The sequence below is a fragment of the Galbibacter sp. BG1 genome, from assembly GCF_013391805.1.
Lineage (GTDB): Bacteria > Bacteroidota > Bacteroidia > Flavobacteriales > Flavobacteriaceae > Galbibacter.
Window position 1 is genome coordinate 2907612 of the sequence record NZ_CP058364.1, and the last position, 26077, is coordinate 2933688.

The following is a 26077-nucleotide window of genomic DNA, read 5'->3' on the forward strand; positions in this document are numbered from 1 at the left end:
CAATTGGCAACATAATGAGAAGGAATAAATAAATTTATTAAATTTACATTGCAATAAAACACAAAAAATTATGGTGCTTACTATAAAACAAGGTGCAACAAAAAAAAACATTAAAAGTACCTTAGAAAATATGGCGAAAGAATTGAAGCCAAAAGGAATAAATATTTATAAGTATGTTGGAAAAATTCATTTAAATAAAGATGCGCTAAACATACAGAGAGAGCTTCGTGATGAATGGGAATAAGTTATTTTTAGACACCAATATCATTCTGTATTTATTGAATGGAGACACTACATTGGCCGAATTGTTAAACAATAAACAGCTTTATATTTCTGTAATCACAGAGCTGGAGCTATTAGGGTATAGAGGGATAACGGAAAAAGAAGAGAAGGTTATAAAGAGTTTCGTATCTCAATGCAAAACGGTCACCATGAACGATGATATTAAGCTAGATACCATAAGAGTACGCAAAATATACAATACCAAACTTCCCGACAGTATTATTATAGCTACAGCATTATATTTAGATTTACCGATTATTACGGCAGATGCTGAGTTTAAAAAAGTAGATGAACTTGCTTTGATATATTATGAAAACTAAGGAATGAACCAATTAACTGTCAACTGCGACTGACCCCTGGACTACTTTCTTAATCTAATTAACCAAATCAACCAATTAACGAATTACGATTTTGGATTTACGAGTTTGATGGATGTTGAATGCTTAAGGCTGGAAGTCTTCAGTCCTTTCTACGCCGACCATAGGAAGGCAGAGAAAACACAGACATTTATTGCATAGCCTGATGAGATATCTTTACCGACGCAAAAGGTCAGTATCGGCATGACACTGTACTGGCAATTAAACAATGCCCATTTCATTAACCAATTAACACATTAGTCTCCACGAGCGACCTTTGCGAGCGTGGTTCTGTCTGCCAATCCGGATAGGGATCTCCTAATTGGAAACTGGGGTGCGGAAGATAGAAAGGATTGTTAAGTCATTTCGATGACGACCGGAAGGGTAGGCAGAGAAATCCCATCCTGCTTTGTACGGAATACTTTGTACTTTATCTAAACGGTTACTTAATTAACCCAATTAAAAATTTAAACCATAGATGATATACAATTTTAGATCAACCAATGAATCCAATTAACATTGGACAGCTAACAAAAACTCTTGCCGACTGTGACTGCCAACTGCTTACTTTTCACCCACTCCGCAACTCAACGAACCCAATTGATAAAATCAGTTCGCCTAACCTAAGGGACATATAACAGACTGCCCACTGATCATTGAACACTGCCTACTTAAAGGAAACCTACTTCGTACCTTGTACTTAATACTTTGTACTTTATTCAAACGGTTACTTAATTAACCCAATTAAAAATTTAAACCATAGAGAATATACAATTTTAGATCAACGAATGAATCCAATTAACATTGGACAGCTAACAAAAACTCTTGCCGACTTTGACTGCCAGCTGCTTAGTTTTCATTGCTAGTAATCAAAGTTTGTACCTCGTACTTAATACTTTGTACTTCGTATCCTGTACTTGATACTTTAGAACAAATTACCAATCAACAAAAAAACTGCCTACTGGTCATTGAGCACTGCCTAATTAAAGTAAGCCTACTTTGTACCTCGTACTTCGTACTTCGTACTTTGTACTTTGTACTTTGCACCCACTCCGCAACTCAACGAACCCACTTGATAAAATCAGTTCACCTAACCTAAGGGACATATAACAGACTGGCCACTGATCATTGAACACTGCCTACTTAAAAAAACAATCAACGAATAACTACTAACAAAATAACCAAAAGAGTAAAAATTCTAAAAAACCTTTGTGGAGAAATGGAATATTGTATTTTTGCAGGAATTTGATACCTGACTTTAAAAACAACTTAATGAAGACTAAAAACTTAGTCATTTTTGGAACCCGACCTGAAGCCATTAAAATGGCGCCTTTAGTGAAAGAATTCCAAAAAAGTACTTCTCAATTTGAAACCAAAGTTTGCATAACAGCACAGCATAGAGAAATGTTGGATCAAGTGTTGGATTTTTTTGAAATCAAACCAGATTATGATCTCAATTTGATGAAGCCTAATCAAAATTTATATTCCTTAACAGCTGATATCATTACAAATCTTAAAGAAGTATGGAATGTCTAATTTAGTTGGTACGGATTTATGTGATAAACTTAGATTTGTATTATGAACAGTAACAATTACGACCAAGAATTTAAAGCTACCATTCTAGAGCTGTTGGGTACCGGCAGAACGGTCAAGTCCCTATCGGATGAGTATGGTGTCAGTCAAGCCTCCATTAACAGATGGAAAAGGATGTCAAAAACATCGGGCAGTATAAATACTTCTTTGGGAGGTGAAGAAAACCAGAGGATCAAAGCCTTGGAAAAAGAGCTGAAAGATGTGAAGTTGGAACGCGATATCCTAAAAAAGGCGGTAAGCATCTTTTCCAAGAGCGACAGGTGATATACGGTTTCATTAAAGACCATAGAGGCAGATTCCCTGTTGGAAAGATGTGCAAATGCATGCGGGTGAGCAAGAATGCCTACTACACTTGGCTAAGGACAGGCCAGGGCTGCAGGCCCAATAGTGGCCTGGATGGCTTAAAAGAAAGGATCCGGGAAGTATACCATGGCAGTAACCGGATATATGGCAGTTCAAGAATCCAGAAAGTACTGGAAAGGCAGGGTGTGTTTTATAGCAGGTCCTACATTGCCCTTTTGATGAAAAAAATGGGGCTTAAAAGTATTTTAAGCAGGAAGTTCAGGGTGACCACGACCGATTCGGGGCATTCGTTCCCGATTGCAGAAAACCTACTGGGGAGGGACTTTACCAGCGATAGCCTCGGCGAGAAATGGGTATCGGACATCACATACATCAAAATAGGGAATGGCTGGAATTACCTGACAACAATATTGGATTTGGCGGACAGAAAAGTGCTTTCATGGGTCTTAAGCGAAGATATGACCGTAGAGAACACCGTTTACAAAGCATGGAGCCTGGCCAGAAAAAGAAGGGAAATAACGGACAACCATCTTTTCCATTCGGACCAAGGGAGCCAGTACGCCTGCCACAGAATGGTGTCCCTTTTTTACATGAGCCCTAAAATAACCCAGAGCATGAGCAGGAAGGGAAACTGCTGGGACAATGCCGTGGCGGAAAGCTTCTTTAAGACCATAAAATACGAATGCATCTATAGGCATAGCTTCAAATCGTACCTGCAGGCTTACCAAATTATTGAGAATTACATCCAATGGTACAACAACGTCAGGATACATTCAGCCTTGGACTTTAAAACACCAGCTGAAAAGGAGTTGGAACTAAAAATTAAAAAGATGTATAACGTAGCATAAAAATAGTACCAAATTTATTAGGTAGTCCAGTATTAGAAGATTTTCAGCCTGATTTTGTTTATGTTCATGGTGATACTACCACTACAATGGCATCCAGTCTAGCATCGTTTTATGCTGGAGCAAAAGTATGTCACGTAGAGGCTGGTCTTCGAACTTTTGATTTACAGTCTCCATTTCCTGAGGAGATGAATAGATGCGTTACTGGAGTAGTATCCAACTATCATTTTTCACCAACAGAAACTTCAAAAAATAATCTTTTAAAGGAATCCAAGTGTGAAGAAAGTATTGTGGTAACTGGAAACACTGTAATAGATGCTTTGTTATTTAGTGTAAATAAAATAAAATCTTCAAATTTTATAGACAAGGAGGTTGCTCAACTGCAACAATTACTGGATAATAAGAAAAAAGTAGTACTTGTAACTGGTCATAGGAGAGAAAATCATGGACAAGGATTTTTAAATATTTGTGCTGCATTAAAGGAAGTAGCAAAAAATCATCCAGATGCTCAAATTATATATCCAGTTCATCTAAATCCTAATGTACAGAAACCTGTATATGATCTTTTAGAAGGGATTAAAAATATCAAACTAATAGCACCTCTTTCATATCCTGCATTTGTATGGTTAATGGAAAAATCATACTTAATAATAACAGATAGTGGCGGAGTACAGGAAGAGGCTCCTAGTTTAGGAAAGCCAGTGTTAGTTATGCGTAATACCACAGAGCGACCTGAAGCTGTAGAGGCAGGAACTGTTTTGTTAGTTGGGACAGACTCGAAGAGAATAATAGATGAAGCAACATTATTGTTGAATAATAGTGATGCTTATAAAAAAATGAGTGCTTTACACAATCCTTACGGAGATGGGAAAGCATGTGAAAGAATAGTTGATTTTATAAAACAAATATCTAATGAATAATCCGGGAGTAGTAATGGTAGGATTGGGCTATATTGGTCTGCCTACAGCGGCTTTAATTGCTCAAAACAAAACATATGTACATGGTGTTGATATAAATCCAAGCGTAGTAGAAACTATTAATGCAGGAAAAATACATATTGTAGAACCTGAGTTGGATAAGGCTGTTGCCGATGCTGTAAAAGAAGGTTATTTAAGAGCAGATGTTAAACCAGTAGAAGCGAATACTTTTTTAATAGTAGTACCAACTCCTTTTAAAGGAAAGAATGAGCCAGATATTTCATTTGTAGAAGCAGCGACAAAAGCTGTTCTCCCTTTATTAAAAGAAGGAGATTTATATATTATTGAGTCAACCTCTCCTATAGGAACTACGGAGAAAATGATGCAGTTGATTTTTTCTGAACGACCAGAATTAGAAGATAAAATATATATTGCATATTGCCCAGAGCGTGTGCTTCCCGGAAATGTAATGTACGAGTTAGTGCATAATGATAGAGTTATAGGGGGAGTAGATGAAAAATCTACTGAGAAAGCATTGGCGTTTTACCGTCAGTTTATAAAAGGAGAGTTGCATAAAACAAATGCACGTACGGCTGAGATGTGTAAATTAGTTGAAAACTCTTCGAGAGATGTCCAAATAGCATTTGCTAATGAACTTTCTTTAATCTGTGATAAAGCAGATATTAATGTGTGGGAGTTAATAAATTTGGCTAACAAACACCCTCGAGTTAATATATTACAACCAGGTTGCGGTGTAGGAGGACACTGTATAGCTGTAGACCCTTATTTTATAGTAGCAGATTATCCAATGGAATCTCAAATTATTGGAAAAGCAAGAGAGATTAATAATTATAAATCTTTTTGGTGTGCCGAAAAAGTACAAACTACTAAGCTTGAATTTGAATTGAAAAATGGAAGAAAACCTAATATCGCTTTAATGGGATTGGCTTTCAAGCCTAATATAGATGATTTAAGAGAGTCTCCTGCAAAATATATAGCGCAAAAAGTACTACAGAATGCAAATAATGAGGAGTATTATATAGTAGAACCAAATATAACTGAACACAAAGTATTTAAACTTACAGATTACAAAAAAGCAGTTGATAATGCTGATATAATTGTTTTTTTAGTAGCTCATGAAGAGTTTAAAGATTTAAACCTGTCGAAAGAAAAGGTTATTCTAGATTTTTGTGGAGTTATTAAATAAATAAATAATAAAAATGAATAATTCTAGAATTGCTGTTATAGGTTTAGGATATGTAGGTTTGCCTTTAGCTACAGAATTTGCTAAAAAAGGTTTTAATGTATTAGGTTTTGATATAAATTCTACTAGGGTTAATCAACTTAAAAATAATGAAGATGTAACTGATGAGGTTTCTTCTGAAGATTTGATTAAAGTTTCTGAGAAAATTAATTACAGTTCTCAAGAATCAGATTTGTCTTCCTGTAATGTTTATATAGTCACAGTGCCTACTCCAATTGATAAGTTTAAGCAGCCAGATTTAACTCCGATAATTTCTGCAAGTAAGATAGTAGGGAAATATCTGCTCCAAGATGATATTGTTATATATGAATCCACTGTTTACCCTGGTTGTACAGAAGAAGAGTGTGTTCCTGTTTTAGAAGAGGTGAGTGGACTTAGGTATAACGAAGGATTTTATTGTGGGTATTCTCCTGAAAGAATTAATCCAGGAGATAAAGAACGTAGAGTTCATAATATTGTTAAAGTTACTTCGGGGAGTACTCCAGAAATAGCTCAGGTTATTGATGATCTGTACAATGTAATTATAGAAGTAGGAACTCATAAGGCTTCTAGTATTAAAGTAGCAGAAGCGTCTAAAATTATAGAGAACACACAAAGAGATTTGAATATATCATTGATTAATGAATTGGCCTTAATCTTTGATAGAATTGGTATTGATACATTAGAAGTGTTAGAGGCGGCTGGGAGTAAATGGAATTTCTTACCATTCAGGCCTGGTTTAGTAGGAGGACATTGTATAGGAGTGGATCCTTATTATTTAACCCATAAGGCAGAAAGTTTAGGGTATTATCCAGAAGTTATATTGTCGGGAAGAAGGATTAATGATAATATGGGAGTTTTTATTGCTAATAATGTAGTGAAGCTTATGGTTAAGCATGAGCTGCGAGTTAAGAACGCTAAAGTCTTAATTTTAGGAGTTACTTTTAAAGAAAACTGTCCGGATGTTAGGAATTCTAGAGTTGTTGATGTAATAGATGAATTGAAAGGTTTCGGAGTGAGAGTAGATACATATGATCCTTATGCAGATAAAGATGAGGTTAAGAAATATTATGGAGTTGATTTAGTGAATAAATTGAAATCCAAATATGAGGCAATTATATTAGCTGTAGGTCATAATGAGTTTAAGAAGTTAGATTATAAAGCTTTAAAATCTAATGATAATACTGTGATTTATGATGTTAAAAGTTTCTTGCCAAAAGAATTAGTAACGGATCGTTTATAATAGGAAATCATATTATGGATAAGGTTAATTATTATGCACATGAAACAGCGGTGATAGATGAAGGATGCACAATAGGTGCAGCTTCTAAAATATGGCATTTCTCTCATATTATGCCTAATTGTGTTATAGGAAATAAATGTAATATAGGGCAAAATGTTGTTATTTCTCCAGAAGTTGTTTTGGGAGATAATGTTAAGGTTCAGAATAATGTATCGATTTATACAGGAGTTATCTGTGAAGATGATGTGTTTTTAGGGCCTTCAATGGTTTTTACAAATATTATTAATCCTAGGAGTGCTATTGTTAGAAGAGATAGTTATACGGAGACATTAGTTAAAAAAGGTGCGTCTATTGGGGCTAATGCTACTATAGTTTGTGGGAACTCTATAGGTAGATATGCTCTAATTGGAGCAGGGGCTGTTGTAACTAAAGAAGTTCCAGATTATGCTTTGTTAGTGGGTAATCCAGCAAAGCAGATTGGATGGGTTAGTGAGTATGGTCATCGTTTGGATTTTGAAGAAAGTAATAAGGCTGTATGTATAGAGAGTAATCAAGAGTATATCTTGGAAAATGATTCGGTTAAACGTATAAAGTAATTATTGATGAAAATAGATTTTGCTAAATTAGGATTAGCTTATGTAGAGCATAAAAAGGAAATAGATGCTGCAATAGCTAAAGTTATTGATAACTCTAGTTTTATAATGGGTGCTCAGGTTAGTAGCTTTGAGAACAATCTATCTCGATATACAGGTGCAAAACATAGTATTTCCTGCTCTTCAGGGACAGATGCTCTACTTTTAGCTATGATGGCGATAGATATCCAGCCAGGAGATGAAATAATCACAACACCATTTACTTTTATTGCTACGGCGGAAACCATTGCGTTTTTGAAGGCAAAGCCTGTTTTTGTTGATATTGATGAGGAAAGTTATAATATAGATCCATCTAAAATTGAAGCCGCAATTACTTCAAGAACAAAAGCTATAATTCCAGTGTCTTTATACGGACAGCCATCAGATATGACTGAAATAAATGAAATTGCACGTAAGTATGATTTAACTGTTATTGAGGATGCTGCGCAAAGTTTTGGGAGCGAATATAAAGGAGATAAAAGCTGTAACATAAGTAGCATTGGATGTACTAGTTTTTTCCCAGCGAAACCTTTAGGTTGTTTTGGAGATGGGGGAGCTGTTTTCACTAATAACGATAAATTAGCAGAAATAATGAAAAGCTTAAGGTTGCATGGGCAGACAGAACGCTATTTTCATAAATATGTTGGAATGGGAGGTAGGTTAGATACCATCCAAGCAGCAGTTCTTAATGTTAAGCTTAAATATTATGAGGAAGATGTTAAACGTAGACAGTTAGTTGCACAAAAATACACAGAGCTGTTAAAAGAAAAGCTAATTACTCCAATAGTCAAAGACGATAGAACATCAGTTTGGGCGCAATATTCTGTAAGAGTTAAAAATAGAGATGGGGTTCAAAATAAGTTAAAAAGCGTAGGTATTCCTACAGCTGTTCATTACCCAAGGCCTTTACATTTACAAGAGTGTTTTGAGTATCTCAATTATAAAGAAGGAGATTTTCCTGTTTCTGAAATGGTTTCAAAAGAGATTATGAGCCTTCCTATGAATCCTTATTTAAAAGATGAAGAAATAAATTATATAGCAACCAATCTTATAAACATATTTTAAAATGAAGAATTTTGCATTAATTGGAGCAGCAGGTTATATTGCTCCAAGACACATGAAAGCTATTAAAGACACCAATAATAATCTGTTGGCAGCCTATGATAAAGGAGATAGTGTTGGAGTTATAGACTCTTATTATCCTAATGCAGACTTTTTTGTTGAATTTGAGAGGTTTGATAGGCATATAGAAAAGTTAAAGTATGAAAAGGATACTTATTTAGATTATGTGAGTATCTGTTCCCCAAATTACTTACATGATGCGCACATTCGTTTCGCTTTAAGAAGTGGTGCTGATGCTATTTGTGAGAAACCATTAGTGCTTAATCCATGGAATATAGATAAGCTCCAAAAAGTAGAAGAAAATACAGGTAAGAAAGTATATAATATTCTTCAGTTAAGAGTGCATCCAAGTATTATTGCATTAAAAGAAAAAGTAGCAAATTCTAAGAAAAATGAAAAGTTTGAAGTAGATCTTACGTATTTAACTTCTAGAGGGCATTGGTATCATACCTCATGGAAAGGAGATGTCAATAAGTCTGGAGGGATTGCTACAAACATAGGTGTTCACTTCTATGATATGCTTTCTTGGATTTTTGGAGATGTTCAAGAAAATATAGTGCATGTTCATGAACATGATAGAGCAGCAGGTTATTTAGAGTTTGAAAACGCAAGAGTACGTTGGTTTTTATCAATAAACGCAGAATACCTTCCTAAAGATATTAAGGAGAAAGGGCAAACTACTTATAGGTCTATTACAATTGATGGAGAAGAATTAGAGTTTAGTGGAGGTTTTACCGACTTGCACACTATGGTTTATAAAGATATTTTAGAAGGAAAAGGCTACGGACTAGACGCAGCCAAAACAGCTATAAATATTGTACATAATATTAGAAATTCAAAACCAGTTGGATTGAAAGGTGAATATCATGAATTTTTAATTGATCCCTTGATATAGAGAATGTTATCACAGTTTTATATTTATAACTACATAAAAAATTTATTTAATAAGTTAAAGGCATCTGAGTTTTTTAAAAATATATCTTTACAGGTTTTTACAACAGCTATTGCTCAGGTTATTCCTGTCGCAGCAATGCCGTTATTGACAAGATTGTATAGTGAACAAGAATTTGGTATATATGCAACCTTTTTAGCAGTAGCTATGGTATTGCAAGTTGCCGTTGGTGGACGGTATCAATTTGCAATTGTTGTTCCTAAGAGAGATAAGGATGCTCTAGATCTATTTACTCTGAGTGTTTTATTGACAATTGCATATTTTGTAATAAGTTTTGTCGTAGTTTTATTTTTAGTCTCAAATCAAGTAACAATATTTAATATTTCTAAAGTTTATTTACTAGTTCCTTTTTATGTATTATTTTTTGGTATTTGGAGCTCTGTTTCAAATTATTCTATAAGAAGAAAAAAGTTTAGGTATAATGCATTTTCAAAAATTTATCAATCATTAACTTATGTTATTTCTGGCTTAATATTTGGCGCGCTTAGTGTAAAATATTATGGCTTAATATCTGCGAGGGTAGGCGGACTAATGATGTCCTCTTTTTATTTATGGAAAAAAGTGATAATTAATTTTAGGAGCATAAAGGTGAAAGACCTTCTAGAAGTTGGAGTTAAATATTTAGATTATCCTAAATATGGTATTTTACCAGCTTTGATGAATACTATAGCGATGCAATCAATAATTTTTGTTTTTACTCATTTTTATTCTAAATCTGATCTCGGGTACTTTGGTCTAACGAATCTTGTTTTAAATGCTCCGTTGGCATTGATAGGGCAATCTTTTAGAGATATCTTTTATCAAAGAATAGCTTATTTGATTAATAATAAATTTTACAAAAAGGGTTATGCCTTTTTTAAAAGGAGTGCTTTAGGACTTTTTTTAATTGGATTGCCAATTAGCTTATTAATTATATTTTTAGGTGAGGAGATATTTTCAATTATTTTTGGTGATAATTGGAGTCGTTCAGGTTACTTTGGTTCAATAATGGCGTTTAGTTTTCTGATAAGATTAATAGCTAGTCCTCTATCTTCTGTTTTTAATGCTATTGGAAGAGTTAAGCTTGTTGCAGTATGGCAATCTGTATATTTTTTCAGTACTTTATGCTTAATGTATTTATGTATTTATATGTTTAATGTAAAAGTGGAATCACTTTTAATTATATATGTTATACACGAAGTGATTATATACTCTATTTATTTTATAATGCAATTAACTACTTTAAAAAAATTATGTATTTAAAATTATTATATAAAGCATTCTTACATAATAATGTTAGTCAGGTTTTATTAAGTTCGTTTGTTGTTTTTATACCTATCTCACAGAGAATATCAACAATAATATTAGTGCTATTATTTTTAACGACCATTTTTAAGTTCTTTAAGAGTGAAAGAGGAAGAATGAATATTAATTTTTTGATATTAATCCCTGTTTGTTTTTTTGCCCTTTGTTTTTTTTCTTTGTTTTATTCGGATCAAGTTGAATTTAAGTTTATAGAGCAAAAAGCTTCATTTTTAGCTTTCCCCATAATATTTTATTTTTTAAAAATTAATGACAGAAATGTAAGAAAGTTATTGATGTTTTTTGTGTTAGGCTGTTTGATTGCTAGTCTATTACTTATTATTAATGCAATTTATAATTCAATTTTATTTGATAATAATGGAATTGGTTTTCAAGCTTCTGTCAATCCTAGTTTTTCATTTTGGTATGCTATTGTAAGAGATGGTAATTATTTTTTTTCAACTCATTTTTCAATTTTTCATGACCCTCTATATTTTAGTTTCTACTTAAATGTTTCAATATCTATTGTTTTATGTTTTTCTTTGTGGAAAGAAAATAGAATTTATTTAGTTCTATTATTATTATTTCCAATAGTAATATTTTTAAACTCTAGTAGGCTAGGAATAGGATGTTGTATTTTAATTTACATATATTATTTAGTTAGTAGACTAAAAGGATATACTTTAAAAGCATTAATATTTTTAAGTTTAATTTCTATAGGTTTATATGTTATGAATTTTAATCCAAGAGGAGAGATAATGATAAGGGATTTAAAGAATAACGGACTTAGAATTTCCCCTGAAGAAAGATATGGTTATCCTTTGAGACTTATGTCATGGGAAAGTGCTGTTGATATTATAAAGAAGAATCCAATATTTGGTGTTGGTATAGGTGATGCTCAATCAGAATTAAATAAAGTTTATAATTTTAAAGGATATATTTACCCTTTAAAGTATAAGTTAAATGTTCATAATCAGTTTTTACAAACTTATATAGAGGTAGGTTATTTTGGGTTTATTCTTTTACTTATAATGATTTCATTATTAATAATAAGAATGCCTGTTAATTTGAATAATTTTGGATATTATTTTTTCTTTTTAACATTCATATTATTTTTTTTTGAAAGTGCACTTAATCGTTATTCAGGTATTTCTGTATTTGTTCTTTTTTATTGCTTTATTGTTTATAAACCAGTTGAAGAGTAGATAAAGAAATGATGAAATTAATAGTGCATAATATAAAATATAAAAACTTCTGTCTTTTAGTATTGTTATATGTATTACTTAATGTGCTCTTTTTTTTTACTGTTAGGGAGTTACATGTGTTTAAAAAAGCCTCAATAGGAGCAAGTATAAACTATGAATTTGATATTTTAAAGTTTTTTTTGATTAGTTTAATAATTTTTGGATTTATTTTAAGTACGGTTTTTATTAAAGTAAAGGATTTTTTATATTCTATTATACTTCTTATTCTAATATTTTTTGTTATACCTAGCGCTATATTGTATTCTAATATAAAAGATTTGTCTATAGGTATTTTTACCTCACATAGTATATTGTTTATATCCGTTATTGTTGTTGGTAAAGTCAAAATCAGATTTAACTCAAAGACTGTTGGAATTAGACTAGCCAAAAAAGTCCTTATGTTGACTATACTAATAGGCTTGCTTCCATTTCTAATACTTTATTCGCCTTATTTAAATTTTAAAAATCTTATTTTAATAGATATATATGAAACTAGGGCTATAATGAGTAATGCCGTTAATAATATCTATGTTAATTATACATATTCATGGTTTAATAAAATTTTAATTCCTTTGTTAATTGTTTTTGGAGTTTATCACAGAAATAAATTAACTGTTTTAATTTCAGTATTCTCACTTATTTTTTTATTTCTTTGCGGAGCGCATAAGGCAGTTTTTGTAGGAATGATAATGGTTCTTGTTTTATATAAGCATGAATATTTAAAGAAAATGTATTACTTCATAAAATTTATTCTTTTTATAACTATATCTTCTTTGTTTTTTTCTATAATATTTGATTTTGATTACATAACTGTAATGACTATTAGAAGGACATTATTTTTGCCTTCACTGTTGGATGTTTTATATTTTGATTTTTTCAAGAATAATTATATTTATTGGTCTGAAACATTTAATGGATTATTTTATGACTATCCATATGAATATGCGCATTCATATATTATAGGAGACAATTATTTTAATTCAATCGTATGGGCAGCTAATAACGGTATAATATCTGATGGATATATGAATTGGGGGTATATTGGAGTTATTATTAATTGTATAATTCTTGGTTTTTATTTTTCGTTTTTAAATCAATTAAATATTAGTAGTAAATTTTTTGGAATTTATTTTCTTTTCTTCTTTGTTCTAATTAGTTCAGCATTGCCAAGTGCTTTATTAACTCATGGGGGATTATTATTATTATTTGTTTCCTTTTACTTATTAAAAAACACTGCTAATACAATGGATGCGTAAAACTGTTAAATATGATAATTATATAAAAGTATTATAGATGAAAAGTGTATTAATATTAACAAAAACTGATTGGAATGAACCACCTAGAATTAGGCACCAAATTTCAAGATTATTAAAGGAGAAAGGATATAATGTCCATTATGTTGAAAAAAGCTCTTATAATAGTATAATTCCAAAAAAGAGAATTGAAGAGGGAATCAAATTTTATAGACATTCTGAATTAATACATCATCAATTAAGATATACTAAACTTATTCAAAATTTGAATAATTTAGTAGTCAAATTTTACTTAAAAAAAATATTAAAGAATCGTGATTTTGACTGTATCTTAAATTTTTGTTATGATTATTCATTTTTGAAAGAGATTGTAAAAGACACTAAAATTGTAACCTTTATTAATGATGATTTTGAAGAGCAGGCAAAACTAGGCATGCGTAAACAAATAAAAAATCAATTAAGGGATACATGCTATATATCTAATCATATAATTACTGTTTCGTATCCTCTTCGAAGTAAACTTAAATGTTATAATAATAATGTCACTTTACTTTTCCCCTGGAGTCAATACCATTATAAAGTGCCTAATAAAGAAAGTTCACGAAATACAGTTTTATATTTTGGCTTTGTTGGACGAATAAATTGGGATGATGTAATAAAACTTGTCAAGTCTACTGAATATCATTTTAGATTTGTGGGACCAATTATAAGGAAGACTGATAAATCAATTATTATAGATCTTGCTAATAATAATCCAAATTTTGAATACATAGCTTATAGTAATTTTGAAGATCTAATAACCGATGATGTCTTTTGTTCAATTCTGCCATATGATAAAAACATTAAAAGTGTTCAGGCTTGTACAGTTAGCAATAGAGCTTTTAATTTATTGTCAAAAGGTTTGCCACTTGTATATTCAGATCTTTATAATTTAATTGAAGCTCCTAGTTCTGTTATAAGAAAGAATAAATCAGTTGAAGAATACAAAGATTCATTATTGTTTTTTAAGAATAATTTTAATGAAATTCAACCTGATATAAAAGATTTTCTTGATGATCATTATAAGAATAACAGATGGGATTTACTAAAAAAAATTATCAATTGAAAAATATTTTATTTGTATTATGTAGAGTAACCTTTTTTAATTATGAAAATATTATTTTATTATAAAGCAAATATCTTTTATAAGACCTTTACCTAGTGAAAAGAATTTACTATCTGAAATGGATAGTTTTAGATGCAAAAAAAATTATAATTTAATTAATGAAATACCCATTAAGGGGGGTGTCCACAGCTTGATGGGGCTGAAGTTGAAAGTGTAAATATAGCTTTTTATGTTGCGATTAAAATTAAATATCATTTAGAGTAAGATTAACATTGAATTATTGCAATACTATATGAAGTTTTAAAAATATTATTATTTTAATTTAAAAAAAATAAAGAATAATTAGCTGTTTTTTGGAATAGTTATATTTTGAAAGTACAATTAACGAACACGGCATCCTATATTTTATTTTTATAATTTAAAAAAGAGTATAGATGTTTTGTATGGTATTTATCAAATGTAGAACGATATTGGCTTCGATTGGTATTATCATAAAGGATTACTATTTCTGATTAAATGGTGTCATGGAAATATATGGTGAATTAACTTTATAAAAAACTTACATTATAAATAATACCATTCCCAAAGAAATACAATGAATAGCTTTATTAATTCTGAAAACAATATATATGAAACAAATTATACAAGACCTTAAAGACGGTAATACAATTTTAGAAGAAGTTCCAGTTCCAAGAGTTAAATCTGGTTTTGTCTTAATTAGAACTACAAAAAGTCTAGTTTCTTTAGGAACAGAGAAAATGCTTGTAGAGTTTGGTAAAGCAAATTTTATTCAGAAGGCGAGACAACAACCAGATAAGGTTAAAATGGTATTGGATAAAGTCAAAACAGATGGTTTTAAACCTACTATTGAAGCTGTTTTTAATAAACTTAACCAGCCATTACCTTTAGGTTATTGTAATGTTGGAATTGTTGAGAAAATAGGGAAAGGAGTTACTGAATTTAAGGTCGGAGATAGGGTAGCTTCAAATGGTAACCATGCCGAGTATGTTGTTGTGCCCAAAAACTTAGTAGCTAAGATACCTAATGAAGTGTCTGATGAAGAAGCAACGTTTACAGTTATAGGTTCTATTGGTTTGCAGGGAATTAGATTATTAAAACCAACATTTGGAGAAACAATCGTAGTAGTTGGGCTTGGCCTGATAGGTTTGGTTACGGCTGAATTATTACTAGCAAATGGGTGTAATGTGATTGGATTTGATTATGATCCAGTAAAAGTACAATTAGCCAAAGAAAAGGGTGTATTAGCAGTAAACCCTTCGGATGGAACTGACCAAGTTAAATTTGTACAAGAGTATACAGATGGTATTGGTGCAGATGGTGTTATTATAACAGCTTCTAATAAAAGTAATGATATTATCTCACAGTCTGCTAAAATGAGTCGTAAAAGAGGAAGGATTGTTTTGGTAGGTGTTATTGGTCTTGATATTAGTAGAGCTGATTTTTATGAAAAGGAGTTGTCTTTTCAAGTTTCATGTTCATATGGTCCTGGCAGATATGATGAATCATATGAACAAAAAGGTGTTGATTATCCAATAGGTTATGTTAGGTGGACTGAAAACAGGAATTTTGAAGCTGTTTTAAATGCAATCAAAAGAGGGAGTTTGGATGTGAAAAGTTTGATAACAGAATCTTACGAATTATCTGATTACCAAAAAATATATGGTGATATGGGCAATTCTAAAGCTATAGCTTCGATTATTAATTACGATAATTCAAACTCAGAAAAGGTATCTGATAACGTTATTGTTAAAAATAAAAATTTTAAAGGAACTAAAGGAATAATAGGTATAATTGGCGCTGGGAATTTTACAAGTTCAACAATTTTACCAAAACTAAAGAGACTTAATGCTAATATAAAATATATAGCCAGTTCAGCAGGTTTGTCTTCAACAATATTGGCGAAAAGATTTTCAATAGCCAATTCTACAACAAATTACAAGAATATTCTAGAAGATGCAGACGTTGATCTGGTTATGGTAACTACTCAGCATAATATGCATGCTTCAATGGCTTTAGAGGTATTAAAGGCCGATAAGAGTGTATTTGTAGAAAAGCCTTTAGCTCTTAATAAGTTTGAGTTGGAAGAAATAATCAAGGAGTATAGAAAAAGAAATGTAAGTGTTTCAGTGGGGTTCAATAGAAGGTTTGCTCCGTTAGCAAAAAAAATGAAATCATTAATAGGAGATAATACTAATCCTATTAACCTTATAGCTACTATGAATGCAGGTTTCATTCCTCAGGATGTATGGGTTCATGATATGGAGATCGGTGGAGGTCGAATAATTGGTGAGGCTTGTCATTTTATAGATTTATGTAGTTACTTAACGGGTAGTAAGGTTATTTCTATTTGTATGAACGCTATGGGAAAAATAACTCAAGAGAATACAGATAATGCGAGTATATTATTAAAATACGATAATGGTTCTAATGCTGTAATCAATTATTTTTCAAATGGTAGTAAGTCTTATTCTAAGGAAAGATTAGAGGTGTATTCACAGGAGCGTACTATGGTAATGGATAATTGGAGGAAACTTAAAACCTATGGATTTAAAGGTAAGTCTAATTTCAAATCAAAACAAGATAAAGGGCATTTGCACCAATTTAAGGAGTTGATTGAGCAACAAAAGTCAGGTGGAGTAGATGGTATTATACCTTTTGACTCAATTGTAAATACAACAAAAGCTTCTTTTGCTGCCATAGAGTCCCTTAAAGAAGGAAAATGGATAGAAATAGAATAATACTCTTAATAAATACAATAAAGCATCTTAAGTTAAAACAACTTTTTTATCAGCTTTTCTATCGAATAAGAAATAAGATTTTTAAGAAATCATATAATTATGATTTCGATCGAGAAGGAGATTTGATCTGGCAAAATAAGATATTTAATGACAATAGCTATAAGTGTGATTTAAGGTTCTCCTTTTTAAATATAGACCATATTTTTGAGGATTATGTAGATTGGAATTATTCTAACTATGGTAAGCTTTGGACGTATAATCTAAATTATTTTGATTTTCTTAACCAAAATAATATTTCATCAAAGGAGGGTTTGCAGTTAATTTATAGTTATATTGAAAATACTACATGTATAATCGATGGTAAAGAACCATATCCTATATCTTTAAGGGGAATTAATTGGATCAAATTTCTTTCACAAAATAAAATTGAAGATATTGAAATTAACAATCACCTTTTCAATAACTATAAACGACTGCTTGATAATTTAGAATATCATATTCTTGGAAATCATCTATTAGAAAACGGTTTTTCACTTTATTTTGGAGCATTTTATTTTAAAGAAGATAAATTTTATAGGCAAGCCAGAAAAATTTTAATCAATGAGCTTGATGAACAAATTTTGAGTGATGGAGCTCATTTTGAATTATCACCAATGTACCATAAAATCTTATTATATAGATTGTTGGACTGTATTCAATTGACTCAAAATAATGAATTTAGTAAGGATGATTTACTAAGATTTTTAATTTCTAAAGCAGAATTGATGTTGGGTTGGTTAGATACAATTTCATATAGTAATGGAGACATTCCTTTGGTCAATGATAGTACGAACGGAATTGCCCCAAGCTCTAAAGACTTGTTTTATTATGCGGAAGGCTTAGGAATTAAATGGATGAAAAGTGAACTTAATTCTTCAGGTTACCGTAAATTTGTCAATTCAGATTATGAATTATTTATAGATGTTGGTGAAATAGGGCCAAGTTATCAACCTGGACATGCTCATTCTGATACTTTTAGTTTTGAATTATATGTAAGAAATCAACCTGTAATTGTTGATACAGGGATTTCTACATATGAGAAAAATGAATTACGACAGAAGCAAAGATCTACATCAAGTCATAATACGGTGGAATTAGGTAGTAAAAATCAATCGGAAGTATGGGGAGGATTTAGAGTCGGTGATAGGGCAAATATAGTAAGTATAAAGGAGAAAGAGTGTTACGTAGAGGCTTCTCATGATGGTTATAAAAAACTTGGATTAATTCATACAAGAAGTTTTGAAGCTTTGAGTAGGTCAATAATTATTAAGGATTATTTTTCAAAATACTCATCTTTAAAAAAAGTTTTTCATTTGCATTTTCATCCCGATATTTCATTTGTAGAGGTTATTGATAACGAAATTAAACTTATTGAATGGAAGGTTGTTATAAAACTAAGAAATGCATTAAACATTACGAAAACTAATTATAAATATGCTCTAGGATTTAATCTAGTTAAAGAGGCTTGGAAGTTAGAAATAGAATTCGACCGGGAATTAATGACCATTATTGAAATTTCTTAATGAATTAATTTGGACAAAATAATTAAGCTTATTTATAATGAAATTACTTTTTATAACAGATAACTTTATTCCTGAAACGAATGCACCAGCAACAAGAACTTATGAGCATTGCAAAGAATGGGCTAAAAAAGGAATGGAGGTAACAGTAATAACTTGTGCTCCAAATTTTCCAAAAGGAAAAGTATTTGAAGGTTATAGAAACAAAATCTATCAAAAAGAAAAAATAGATGGAATAAATGTCATTAGAGTATGGACTTATATTACTGCTAACGAGGGAAGTGCTAAAAGGATTATAGACTATGCTAGTTTTATGTTGAGTTCCTTTATTGCTGGACTATTTATTAAAACTGATCTAATAATTGCTACTTCTCCGCAATTTTTTACCGTAATATCAGGAAGATGGTTGAGTTTCTGGAAAAGGAAAAAGTGGGTTATGGAGGTAAGGGATATTTGGCCTGAATCCATAAAAGCTGTAGGAGCAATGAAGGACAGTTTAGTAATTCATTTTTTTGAGTATCTTGAAAAAAAAATGTATGTGTCTGCGTCTAAAATAGTAGTAGTAACTGATTCCTTTAAAAGATATCTAATCCATCAACATAAGGTTTCGGAATCTAAAATTGAGGTTGTTAAAAATGGAATAATAAAATCAAATTTTTTACCATCAGAAAAAAATAGTAATCTTTTAAAGAAGTTAAATTTAGAAAATAAATTTGTCGTTGGATATATTGGTACACATGGAATGGCACATGCTCTAGATTTTATATTGGCTTCCGCAGCAAAAATTAACAATAAAACACTTCATTTTTTGTTAGTCGGTGACGGAGCAAAAAAGGCTGAGCTATTACGTCTAAAAGAGGAATTAAAACTTCAAAATGTTACTATGATTGATAATGTTCCAAAAGAACAAGTGGTAGAATATATTTCGATTTTGGATATAGGACTCGTGAATTTAAAAAAATCAGAAACATTTAAATCTGTAATTCCTTCAAAGATTTTTGAATTATGTGCAATGCAAAAACCAATTTTGATTGGGGTTGAAGGTGAGGCAAAAGAAATTGTTGAGAATTATAATGTTGGAGTCAGTTTTGAACCAGAAAATTTTGATAGTTTTCAAGAAGCCTTAAATTATATGTCTCTTTCAAATCGGTCGTATAGTTTTGAAAAAATACTAATTGATTTCGATAGAAAATTTTTGGCTACTAAGATGTTAACTTTTTTAAAAAGCAGATAATGTATTTCCTTGAAACCGCGGTTTTATTATTTATAGGATGTTTTCTTCTAACATACTTTACAATCCCAAAAATTATTGGAGTAGTGGAGCATAAGAAGTTAATGGACAACCCAAATGCTAGAAGCTCACACAAAAAGGTAACACCTACGCTAGCAGGTGTTTCTTTTTTTTATTGCTTGGTATTTGCAATTTTCTTTTTAAAGGATAAAGATTTGCATAATGAAGCAATTTATTTAATCCCTGGTTTAACCATATTATTTATTGTCGGATTAAAGGATGATTTAGTCGTTTTATCACCCTTAACCAAGCTGGTTGCACAAATTGCAGCGGTTTCTTTCGTGCTGGCTAGTGACAGTTTTGTAATCCATTCACTTCATGGGTTTTTAAATATTAATGAAATTCCCTATTTTTTGTATTTATTAATAGGCGGTTTTCTCATGATAACCATTATCAATGCATACAATCTAATTGATGGTATAGATGGGTTGGCAGCAATGGTTGGGATTGTTATATTGATTTTATATACCACCATATTTTACATGTCTAATGAGTATTTTTATGCACTTCTGTGCATAGCTTTAAATGCTTGTCTAATGGCTTTCTTGGGATATAATTTATCTTCCACCAAGAAAATTTTTATGGGTGATACAGGTTCTCTAATTGTTGGGTTTATGTTAGCAATGTTTACGCTAAAATTCTTGGCCTTGAAACCTAATTCCTATAAAGAGCTTCCATTTCTTTTAGAAAATGCTCCCTTAGTAGCTATTGGGATCTTAATTGTTCCTTTATTTGATACCGCTCGTGTTTTTACTTTAAGGGTAGTTAGCAAGCGAGGTCCTTTTTCACCAGATAGAAATCATACGCACCATATTTTAGTTGATTACTTGAGTTTATCCCATCAGCAGGCTAGCTTTATCATAGCTAGTTTTAATTTTGTTTTTGTGGTGTTGTTAATTGTCTTAGGAAGTACTTCTAACAATTTATGGATGATTATTGCATTAGTAGCTACCTGTATTGGTCTGGCTTATCTTTTTTATCGTTTGGATTACAGCGTTAGTAATTTAAAGCGTAAGATAAAGCTTAAAAGGAAGTTGGAAGGGTATAAGGCGAAAACAAAACAAGGAAAAGGAAGACCAAGGAAGTTGGAGAGCAAAGGAAAATAGTAAAGCGTATTAAGGGTCACGATTATGTTGGATGCTAGAAACGGGATGATGGAAGTTATTTCGACATCGACCTTCAGCGTCGGTGGAGAAATCTCATCCCGCTGTGGAGCAAGTTTATGGGATCTCTCTCCCGAGGCTTCGAGATCGAAATGAGGCAAAGAATATTTTCTGTCTACTAAAAAGCTTTATGCTTTTAATCCTTTGCTACTTAAACAAAACAATTAAAGATTAACCAATAACACAGAACACAACAACCCCAAAACCAAGAACCAAAAACTATAAACCATAAACAAAATCCACAAAACGTCACGACGAGCGACTTTTCGGGAGCGTGGTCATCTCCTAAACACAAGAATTGCTCTTAGTCGCGAGATCGCCACAGTCCGTCCGTCTGGCAGGCGTCCCTCCTTCGCGAAGACATAATGCTTACTGCTTACTGAACACTGCTTAATGAATACTGCCTACTCAAAAACCTCTGCAACTCAACCAACCCAATTAAAGATTTACGATTTTTGATTTACGAATGAATCCAATTAACATTGAACTATTAGCAAAAAACTGCCTTACTGAATACTGAATATTAAAAATATATCTTTGAATCTTTCCTACTTAACCAATTATAACAAACTATAAAAAAACATTAGTGCGCCTGCCTTTCGCAGGCAAGGGTAGTGGCAACCTTCATGAGGTAAGATGACATTCATTCTTTTTTAAAACCGGATTGAGATGTCCAAATGCCCGCCTAATCCTTCGTTAATAATTCTTTGCAAGGTCGAAAATCTAATGTCCTTTAAATTTCTCTCTAATTTGGAAATATACGACTTATTTGTTCCAGCCAATACGGCTAGTTGTTCTTGAGTAAGTCCTTTCTCCTCCCTTGCTTGTTGTATCAAAACGCCAAGCTTAAAAGCATCATATTCCGTTTCAAATTCCTCACGCTTTTCAGTGCCTCTTTTGCCGATTTTTTCATCTACAAATTGGTCTAGGCTTTTCAAATTTTTATTCTTTGCTATCATAATATTCCTTTTTTATTTGCTCTGCTTTATCAATCTGGTCTTTTGGTGTTTTTTGGGTCTTTTTTTGAAATCCATGACCGATGTAAGCTTCCCCATAATAGAACTGCTTAATTTTCTAAAACTGGTTTAAAAATACCGTTTTTAATTCTACTTTGGCTAGCCAAAGTAGAATTAAGTTTTGCATATTTTACCGGAGGGATTTTTCCCAAGGCATCGTGAGGTCTGTGGTTATTGTAGTCATCGACCCATATTTGCGTCTGTTCCCTTACCTGATCAATGTTCTGGAATATGTATTTGTTTAGTACCCCGCGTCTATAGCTGCCATTGAAGCGTTCTATAAAAGCATTTTGGGTTGGTTTCCCAGGCTCTATGTACTGGAAAGCTATCTCGTGCATTTCGCTCCATTGTGATGCGATCTCGGCGATAAATTCCGGCCCATTGTCCATCCGTATCTTCCGGGGCTTCCCTCTTTTGTTGATGAGATGGTTGAGCACCCAAACCACCCGGCTGCTGGTCAATGAAAAGTCTATTTCTATATGGAGCGCCTCCCTGTTAAAATCATCGATGATGTTAAAGGCCCTGAAGCGTCTTTTGTTCTCTAGGACATCGGTTACAAAATCCATGCTCCAGGTATGGTTAAGTTGATCTGGTACATTTAAAGGCTCCTTGACCCTTGCCGGTAAACGTTTCTTTGCCTTTCTTCTCAAGGGAAGCCCCAGTGACACATAGACCCTGTACACCCTTTTATGGTTCCATGGCTTGCCCTCTTCCCGCAATCGGTCGTAAGCCTTCCAAAACCCCTCTTCAGAATGCGCTTCAGCTTTCTCTTTCAAAGCTCGTTCTATCTCACTGTCATCTTTGGCTATCGGGTTGTAGTAATAAACACTCTTGCTCATTCCCAGGACACGGCACGCCCTACTGATACCGTAATGAATGAGCTCTTTGCTGATACTCCGCTTACGGCAGGGCTTTAGAGCTTTTTTTCGATAACCTCCTTGGCCATCTGGTGGTCAAGGGCCAATGTGGCATACATCTGCTTGAGCTTACGGTTTTCCTCTTCGAGCTCCTTTAACCGTTTTAGCTCCTTACCGCTCATCCCTGCATAGCGTTCCCGCCATTTGTAGAAGGCAGCGGTGCTCACACCGTGCTCACGGCTGATCTGATCAGCTGTTTTGCCGTTGTCGAATTCTTTTAAAATCTTTGCGATCTGTTGCGGACTGAATTTACTCTTTCTCATAATTGCTGTTTAAAATTAATAAAATTATTATACTTCTAAACAGTTCGGTTATAAGGGGAGCTTACAATTTCTTGTCTCATTTTTTATTGAAGTTCATCGTTTTTTGTGCATTACACACAACGGTTTTGTATATGGCTCGTAGCGTGTAAATTAGCGATAACTATTCGGTTAAGCACGAGCCGAATTTTTTAATTTTCTTATTACCTTTTTTTTCAATAAGCCAAATTAAAAAATTTGGCGGACTTGCAAAAATGCCTTAACTTCGATTAAGTAACTATTTAGCTATGAGCTATATACGTTGTTAGGCAACGTTTTTATTTCCGTAATGTTCAATTTCGTTCAGCTCTTTTTGTTTACTTTCTTTTTCCTCTTCGATGTCATAATCATCTTGAATTCCAAGCCAAAATTTTGCAGAATTTCCAAAATATTTACTCAATCGTAAGGCAGTGTCTGCTGTGATTCTGCGTTTACCTTTTATAATTTCAGATATTCGAGTTTGAGGAATTTTCAAGTCCTTTGAAAGTCGGTATGCCGTAATTTCAAGTGGTTCAAGAAATTCAAAATTCAAAATTTCTCCTGGATGTACGTTTGCTAACTTTTCCATTATTTTACTTTTTTTAGTGATAATCGATTATTTCCACTTCGCTTGCGTTTCCGCTTTCCCAATTGAATATAATCCGCCATTGTTTATTAATCCGAATACTGTAAAACTCTTTTAATTTCCCAGTTAGTTTTTCAAGTCGGTTTGAAGGCGGAATTTTCAAATCGGATATATCCTGCGAATTATTCAACATTCTTAATTTCCGACGTCCAACGTTCTGTATTTCAATCGGCATTTTTTTTACTCGGATTCCATTCCAGATTTGTTCCGTCTGTTTTGAGCCAAAAGAAATAATCATAGTTTTGTTTTACGTTACTAACGTCAAAGATAAGTAAATTATTTGAATGTTTGCAGATTTTTTTTCAAATGTTGCCTAACGTTTATGCTATGTGTCCGTTGCGGTTTTAATTTCGAATATAATCAAAATAGTTGAGAGGTCTGTGCTTGCGTTGATTTTCCGCTGAGGAAAATCAGCAGCAATGGCATATAGCTACTGTTGGGGCGCGTTACATTCCGTCTCTGCCCATAGTTTTTCAGTTCAGTTCCCTAAAGTTCGCATATTTTTGGAAAGGGAAGGAGATTGGAGTTCCGTCGTACATTTGGTAATGGAAACGAGTTTTGTCTGCTTTTTGGGTTGTCGTAGAGGAACTGGATTTTCTTTCCTTTAATGCGCCCCAACGTTTATGCTATGTGTCCGTTGCGGTATCGATTTCGAATATAATCAAAATAGTTGAGAGCTCTGTTCTTGCGTTGATTTTCCGCTGAGGAAAATCAGCAGCAATGGCATATAGCTACTGTTGGGGCGCGTTACATTCCGTCGCCGCCCATAGTTTTTCAGTTCAGTTCCCTAAAGTTCGTATATTTTTGGATAGGGAAGGAGATTGGAGTTCCGTCTTACATTTCGTGATGGAAACGAGTTTTGTCTGCTTTATGGGTTGTAGTAGAGCAACTGGATTTTCTTTCCTTTAATGCGCCCCAACGTTTATGCTATGTGTCCGTTGCGGTTTTATTTTCGAATATAGTCAAAATACTCGAAAGGGTTGTTCTTGCGATGATTTTCCGTTGAGGAAAATCAGCAGCAATGGCATATAGCTACTGTTGGGGCGCGTTACATTCCGTCGCTGCCCATAGTTTTTCAGTTCAGTTCCCTAAAGTTCGCATATTTTTGGATAGGGAAGGAGATTGGAGTTCCGTCGTACATTTCGTTCTGGAAACGAGTTTTGTCTGCTTTTTGGGTTGTCTTAGAGGAACTGAATTTTCTTTCCTTTAATGCGCCCCAACGGTTTGGCTATGAACAGTACGGGAGCAAACAGGGCTTACTTTCCGCCACACACATAGCAAAATCTTTTTGTTTTGTTTTTTCTTTTCCTTGGTTAAAGCAAAATCCAAAAGATTTTGCGGACTTCATAAAAATACACAAACCTTTCGATTAAGCTCGAACCCCGTATTGTTTATAGGTTGTGTTAGCAAATGTTTTTTTCATTCTAGAATTTCAAATGAATCCAGAAACTTGCTACGTGATTTATTGAAAAGTTTGCCCTTTCCGCCATCTGTGAGTACCATTATTCTGTATAAAATCCCGTCATTCAAATAGATTCTGCTAGTTAGCTGAACTTTAGAACTGTCTATTTTTGTCAATATTTCACGTCCAGGATAATCCCTTTCCTTAAGTACCTGTTCGTAATTAATTTGTCCATTAAATGTTGAAATTAAATGTTCCTTTTCATTAATAATCATTTCTTCGAAGTCATTGTCCGTTTTCAAATCTGGACGAAGGCTATAGGTTATATCATAGGTCATGTTCAAATTTATACTGTCCTGAATATTTAGACGATAGAAATGGTTTTCTATTTCCCCTAACCATTCATCTTTGAAAACATTTGTCCCTTGTCGCAATTCATAATCAGGAAACTGAATTTTAAAACGTCCATCATCTGAAATGATTTCTTTCCATTCTCCAGTTACTACATCAATTGGCTCTTTTATTCTTTTCTTTTCAGGTTTTGAAGTACAGGCAATAAAAAAGCTAAATAATAAAAGTCCCACTATTTTCTTCATAAATAAGGTCAAAGTAAATATTTGCTAACGTGTTTGTGTATGATTTCGTTGCGTGTTTCAGCAACTAATTTAGCAAATA

Annotated in this window: 22 protein-coding genes and 2 pseudogenes; 18 read left to right on the plus strand and 6 right to left on the minus strand. The window is 32.5% G+C overall.

Annotated elements, in window-relative coordinates; all coding sequences use genetic code 11:
* Positions 1-70: 70 nt before the first annotated feature.
* The 18 genes and pseudogenes from HX109_RS12580 to HX109_RS12665 all read left to right on the plus strand — a co-directional run bounded on the left by HX109_RS12580 (position 71) and on the right by HX109_RS12665 (position 21086).
* Entirely contained in the window at positions 71-244 is a 174-nt protein-coding gene (locus tag HX109_RS12580) for a hypothetical protein (protein ID WP_178952527.1), read from the plus strand.
* On the plus strand, positions 231-602 hold the full coding sequence (locus HX109_RS12585; RefSeq protein ID WP_178952529.1) for a type II toxin-antitoxin system VapC family toxin: 372 nt from the start codon (positions 231-233) through the stop codon (positions 600-602). Before HX109_RS12580 ends, HX109_RS12585 begins: the two co-directional genes overlap by 14 nt.
* Before the next feature lie 1308 nt (positions 603-1910).
* A pseudogene (locus tag HX109_RS12590) lies at positions 1911-2162 on the plus strand (UDP-N-acetylglucosamine 2-epimerase); the annotation flags it as partial.
* A gap of 54 nt (positions 2163-2216) precedes the next feature.
* A protein-coding gene (locus HX109_RS12595) for an IS3 family transposase (protein WP_178951867.1) occupies positions 2217-3382 on the plus strand; the annotation gives its coding sequence in 2 pieces (ribosomal slippage) (positions 2217-2454 and positions 2454-3382; 1167 coding nt in all).
* Between the two features lie 26 nt (positions 3383-3408).
* A pseudogene (gene wecB, locus HX109_RS12600) lies at positions 3409-4299 on the plus strand (non-hydrolyzing UDP-N-acetylglucosamine 2-epimerase); the annotation flags it as partial.
* Entirely contained in the window at positions 4292-5503 is a 1212-nt protein-coding gene (gene wecC, locus HX109_RS12605) for a UDP-N-acetyl-D-mannosamine dehydrogenase (protein WP_178952531.1), read from the plus strand. The pseudogene wecB and the gene wecC, both read left to right, overlap by 8 nt.
* Before the next feature lie 13 nt (positions 5504-5516).
* Positions 5517-6782: a nucleotide sugar dehydrogenase gene (locus HX109_RS12610; protein ID WP_317170422.1), complete on the plus strand. Its 1266-nt coding sequence runs from the start codon at positions 5517-5519 to the stop codon at positions 6780-6782.
* A 14-nt stretch (positions 6783-6796) separates the two neighbouring features.
* Entirely contained in the window at positions 6797-7378 is a 582-nt protein-coding gene (locus tag HX109_RS12615; protein ID WP_178952533.1) for an acyltransferase, read from the plus strand.
* A gap of 6 nt (positions 7379-7384) precedes the next feature.
* Positions 7385-8479, plus strand: coding sequence for a DegT/DnrJ/EryC1/StrS family aminotransferase (locus HX109_RS12620; RefSeq protein ID WP_178952535.1), 1095 nt, complete (start codon positions 7385-7387; stop codon positions 8477-8479).
* 1 nt (position 8480) lies between these two features.
* The gene (locus HX109_RS12625; RefSeq protein WP_178952537.1) at positions 8481-9431 is read left to right on the plus strand and encodes a Gfo/Idh/MocA family protein; all 951 of its coding nucleotides are present in this window, start codon (positions 8481-8483) and stop codon (positions 9429-9431) included.
* A 3-nt stretch (positions 9432-9434) separates the two neighbouring features.
* Positions 9435-10730 (plus strand): lipopolysaccharide biosynthesis protein, encoded by a 1296-nt coding sequence (locus HX109_RS12630; protein WP_178952539.1) that lies wholly within the window; start codon positions 9435-9437, stop codon positions 10728-10730.
* Positions 10721-11974: an O-antigen ligase family protein gene (locus HX109_RS12635; protein ID WP_178952541.1), complete on the plus strand. Its 1254-nt coding sequence runs from the start codon at positions 10721-10723 to the stop codon at positions 11972-11974. The genes HX109_RS12630 and HX109_RS12635 overlap by 10 nt, the downstream gene beginning before the upstream one ends.
* A gap of 8 nt (positions 11975-11982) precedes the next feature.
* Positions 11983-13269 carry an O-antigen polymerase gene (locus HX109_RS12640; protein ID WP_178952543.1) on the plus strand — a complete coding sequence of 429 codons (1287 nt, stop codon included), beginning with the start codon at positions 11983-11985 and terminating at the stop codon, positions 13267-13269.
* A 37-nt stretch (positions 13270-13306) separates the two neighbouring features.
* Complete coding sequence (locus HX109_RS12645) at positions 13307-14371, plus strand: hypothetical protein (RefSeq protein ID WP_178952545.1); 1065 nt, start codon at positions 13307-13309, stop codon at positions 14369-14371.
* A gap of 629 nt (positions 14372-15000) precedes the next feature.
* Positions 15001-17130 (plus strand): bi-domain-containing oxidoreductase, encoded by a 2130-nt coding sequence (locus tag HX109_RS12650; protein WP_178952547.1) that lies wholly within the window; start codon positions 15001-15003, stop codon positions 17128-17130.
* A complete protein-coding gene (locus HX109_RS12655; RefSeq protein ID WP_178952548.1) occupies positions 17112-18692 on the plus strand; it encodes an alginate lyase family protein in 1581 nt (526 codons plus the stop codon). Before HX109_RS12650 ends, HX109_RS12655 begins: the two co-directional genes overlap by 19 nt.
* Before the next feature lie 37 nt (positions 18693-18729).
* On the plus strand, positions 18730-19923 hold the full coding sequence (locus HX109_RS12660; protein WP_178952550.1) for a glycosyltransferase family 4 protein: 1194 nt from the start codon (positions 18730-18732) through the stop codon (positions 19921-19923).
* Complete coding sequence (locus tag HX109_RS12665; protein ID WP_178952552.1) at positions 19923-21086, plus strand: MraY family glycosyltransferase; 1164 nt, start codon at positions 19923-19925, stop codon at positions 21084-21086. Before HX109_RS12660 ends, HX109_RS12665 begins: the two co-directional genes overlap by 1 nt.
* 710 nt (positions 21087-21796) lie before the next feature.
* On the opposite strand, the gene HX109_RS12670 is transcribed toward HX109_RS12665, so the two are convergent.
* The 6 genes from HX109_RS12670 to HX109_RS12695 form a co-directional block, all read right to left on the minus strand.
* Positions 21797-22102: a helix-turn-helix domain-containing protein gene (locus HX109_RS12670; protein ID WP_178952554.1), complete on the minus strand. Its 306-nt coding sequence runs from the start codon at positions 22100-22102 to the stop codon at positions 21797-21799.
* Positions 22086-22214 (minus strand): type II toxin-antitoxin system RelE/ParE family toxin, encoded by a 129-nt coding sequence (locus HX109_RS12675; protein WP_178954204.1) that lies wholly within the window; start codon positions 22212-22214, stop codon positions 22086-22088. The genes HX109_RS12670 and HX109_RS12675 overlap by 17 nt, the downstream gene beginning before the upstream one ends.
* A protein-coding gene (locus HX109_RS12680) for an IS3 family transposase (protein WP_178952556.1) occupies positions 22210-23339 on the minus strand; the annotation gives its coding sequence in 2 pieces (ribosomal slippage) (positions 22210-23078 and positions 23078-23339; 1131 coding nt in all). The genes HX109_RS12675 and HX109_RS12680 overlap by 5 nt, the downstream gene beginning before the upstream one ends.
* 301 nt (positions 23340-23640) lie before the next feature.
* On the minus strand, positions 23641-23943 hold the full coding sequence (locus HX109_RS12685) for a HigA family addiction module antitoxin (protein ID WP_178952558.1): 303 nt from the start codon (positions 23941-23943) through the stop codon (positions 23641-23643).
* Between the two features lie 13 nt (positions 23944-23956).
* Entirely contained in the window at positions 23957-24238 is a 282-nt protein-coding gene (locus tag HX109_RS12690; RefSeq protein ID WP_178952559.1) for a type II toxin-antitoxin system RelE/ParE family toxin, read from the minus strand.
* A gap of 1181 nt (positions 24239-25419) precedes the next feature.
* Positions 25420-25998 carry a hypothetical protein gene (locus HX109_RS12695; protein ID WP_178952561.1) on the minus strand — a complete coding sequence of 193 codons (579 nt, stop codon included), beginning with the start codon at positions 25996-25998 and terminating at the stop codon, positions 25420-25422.
* Between the last annotated feature and the right edge of the window lie 79 nt (positions 25999-26077).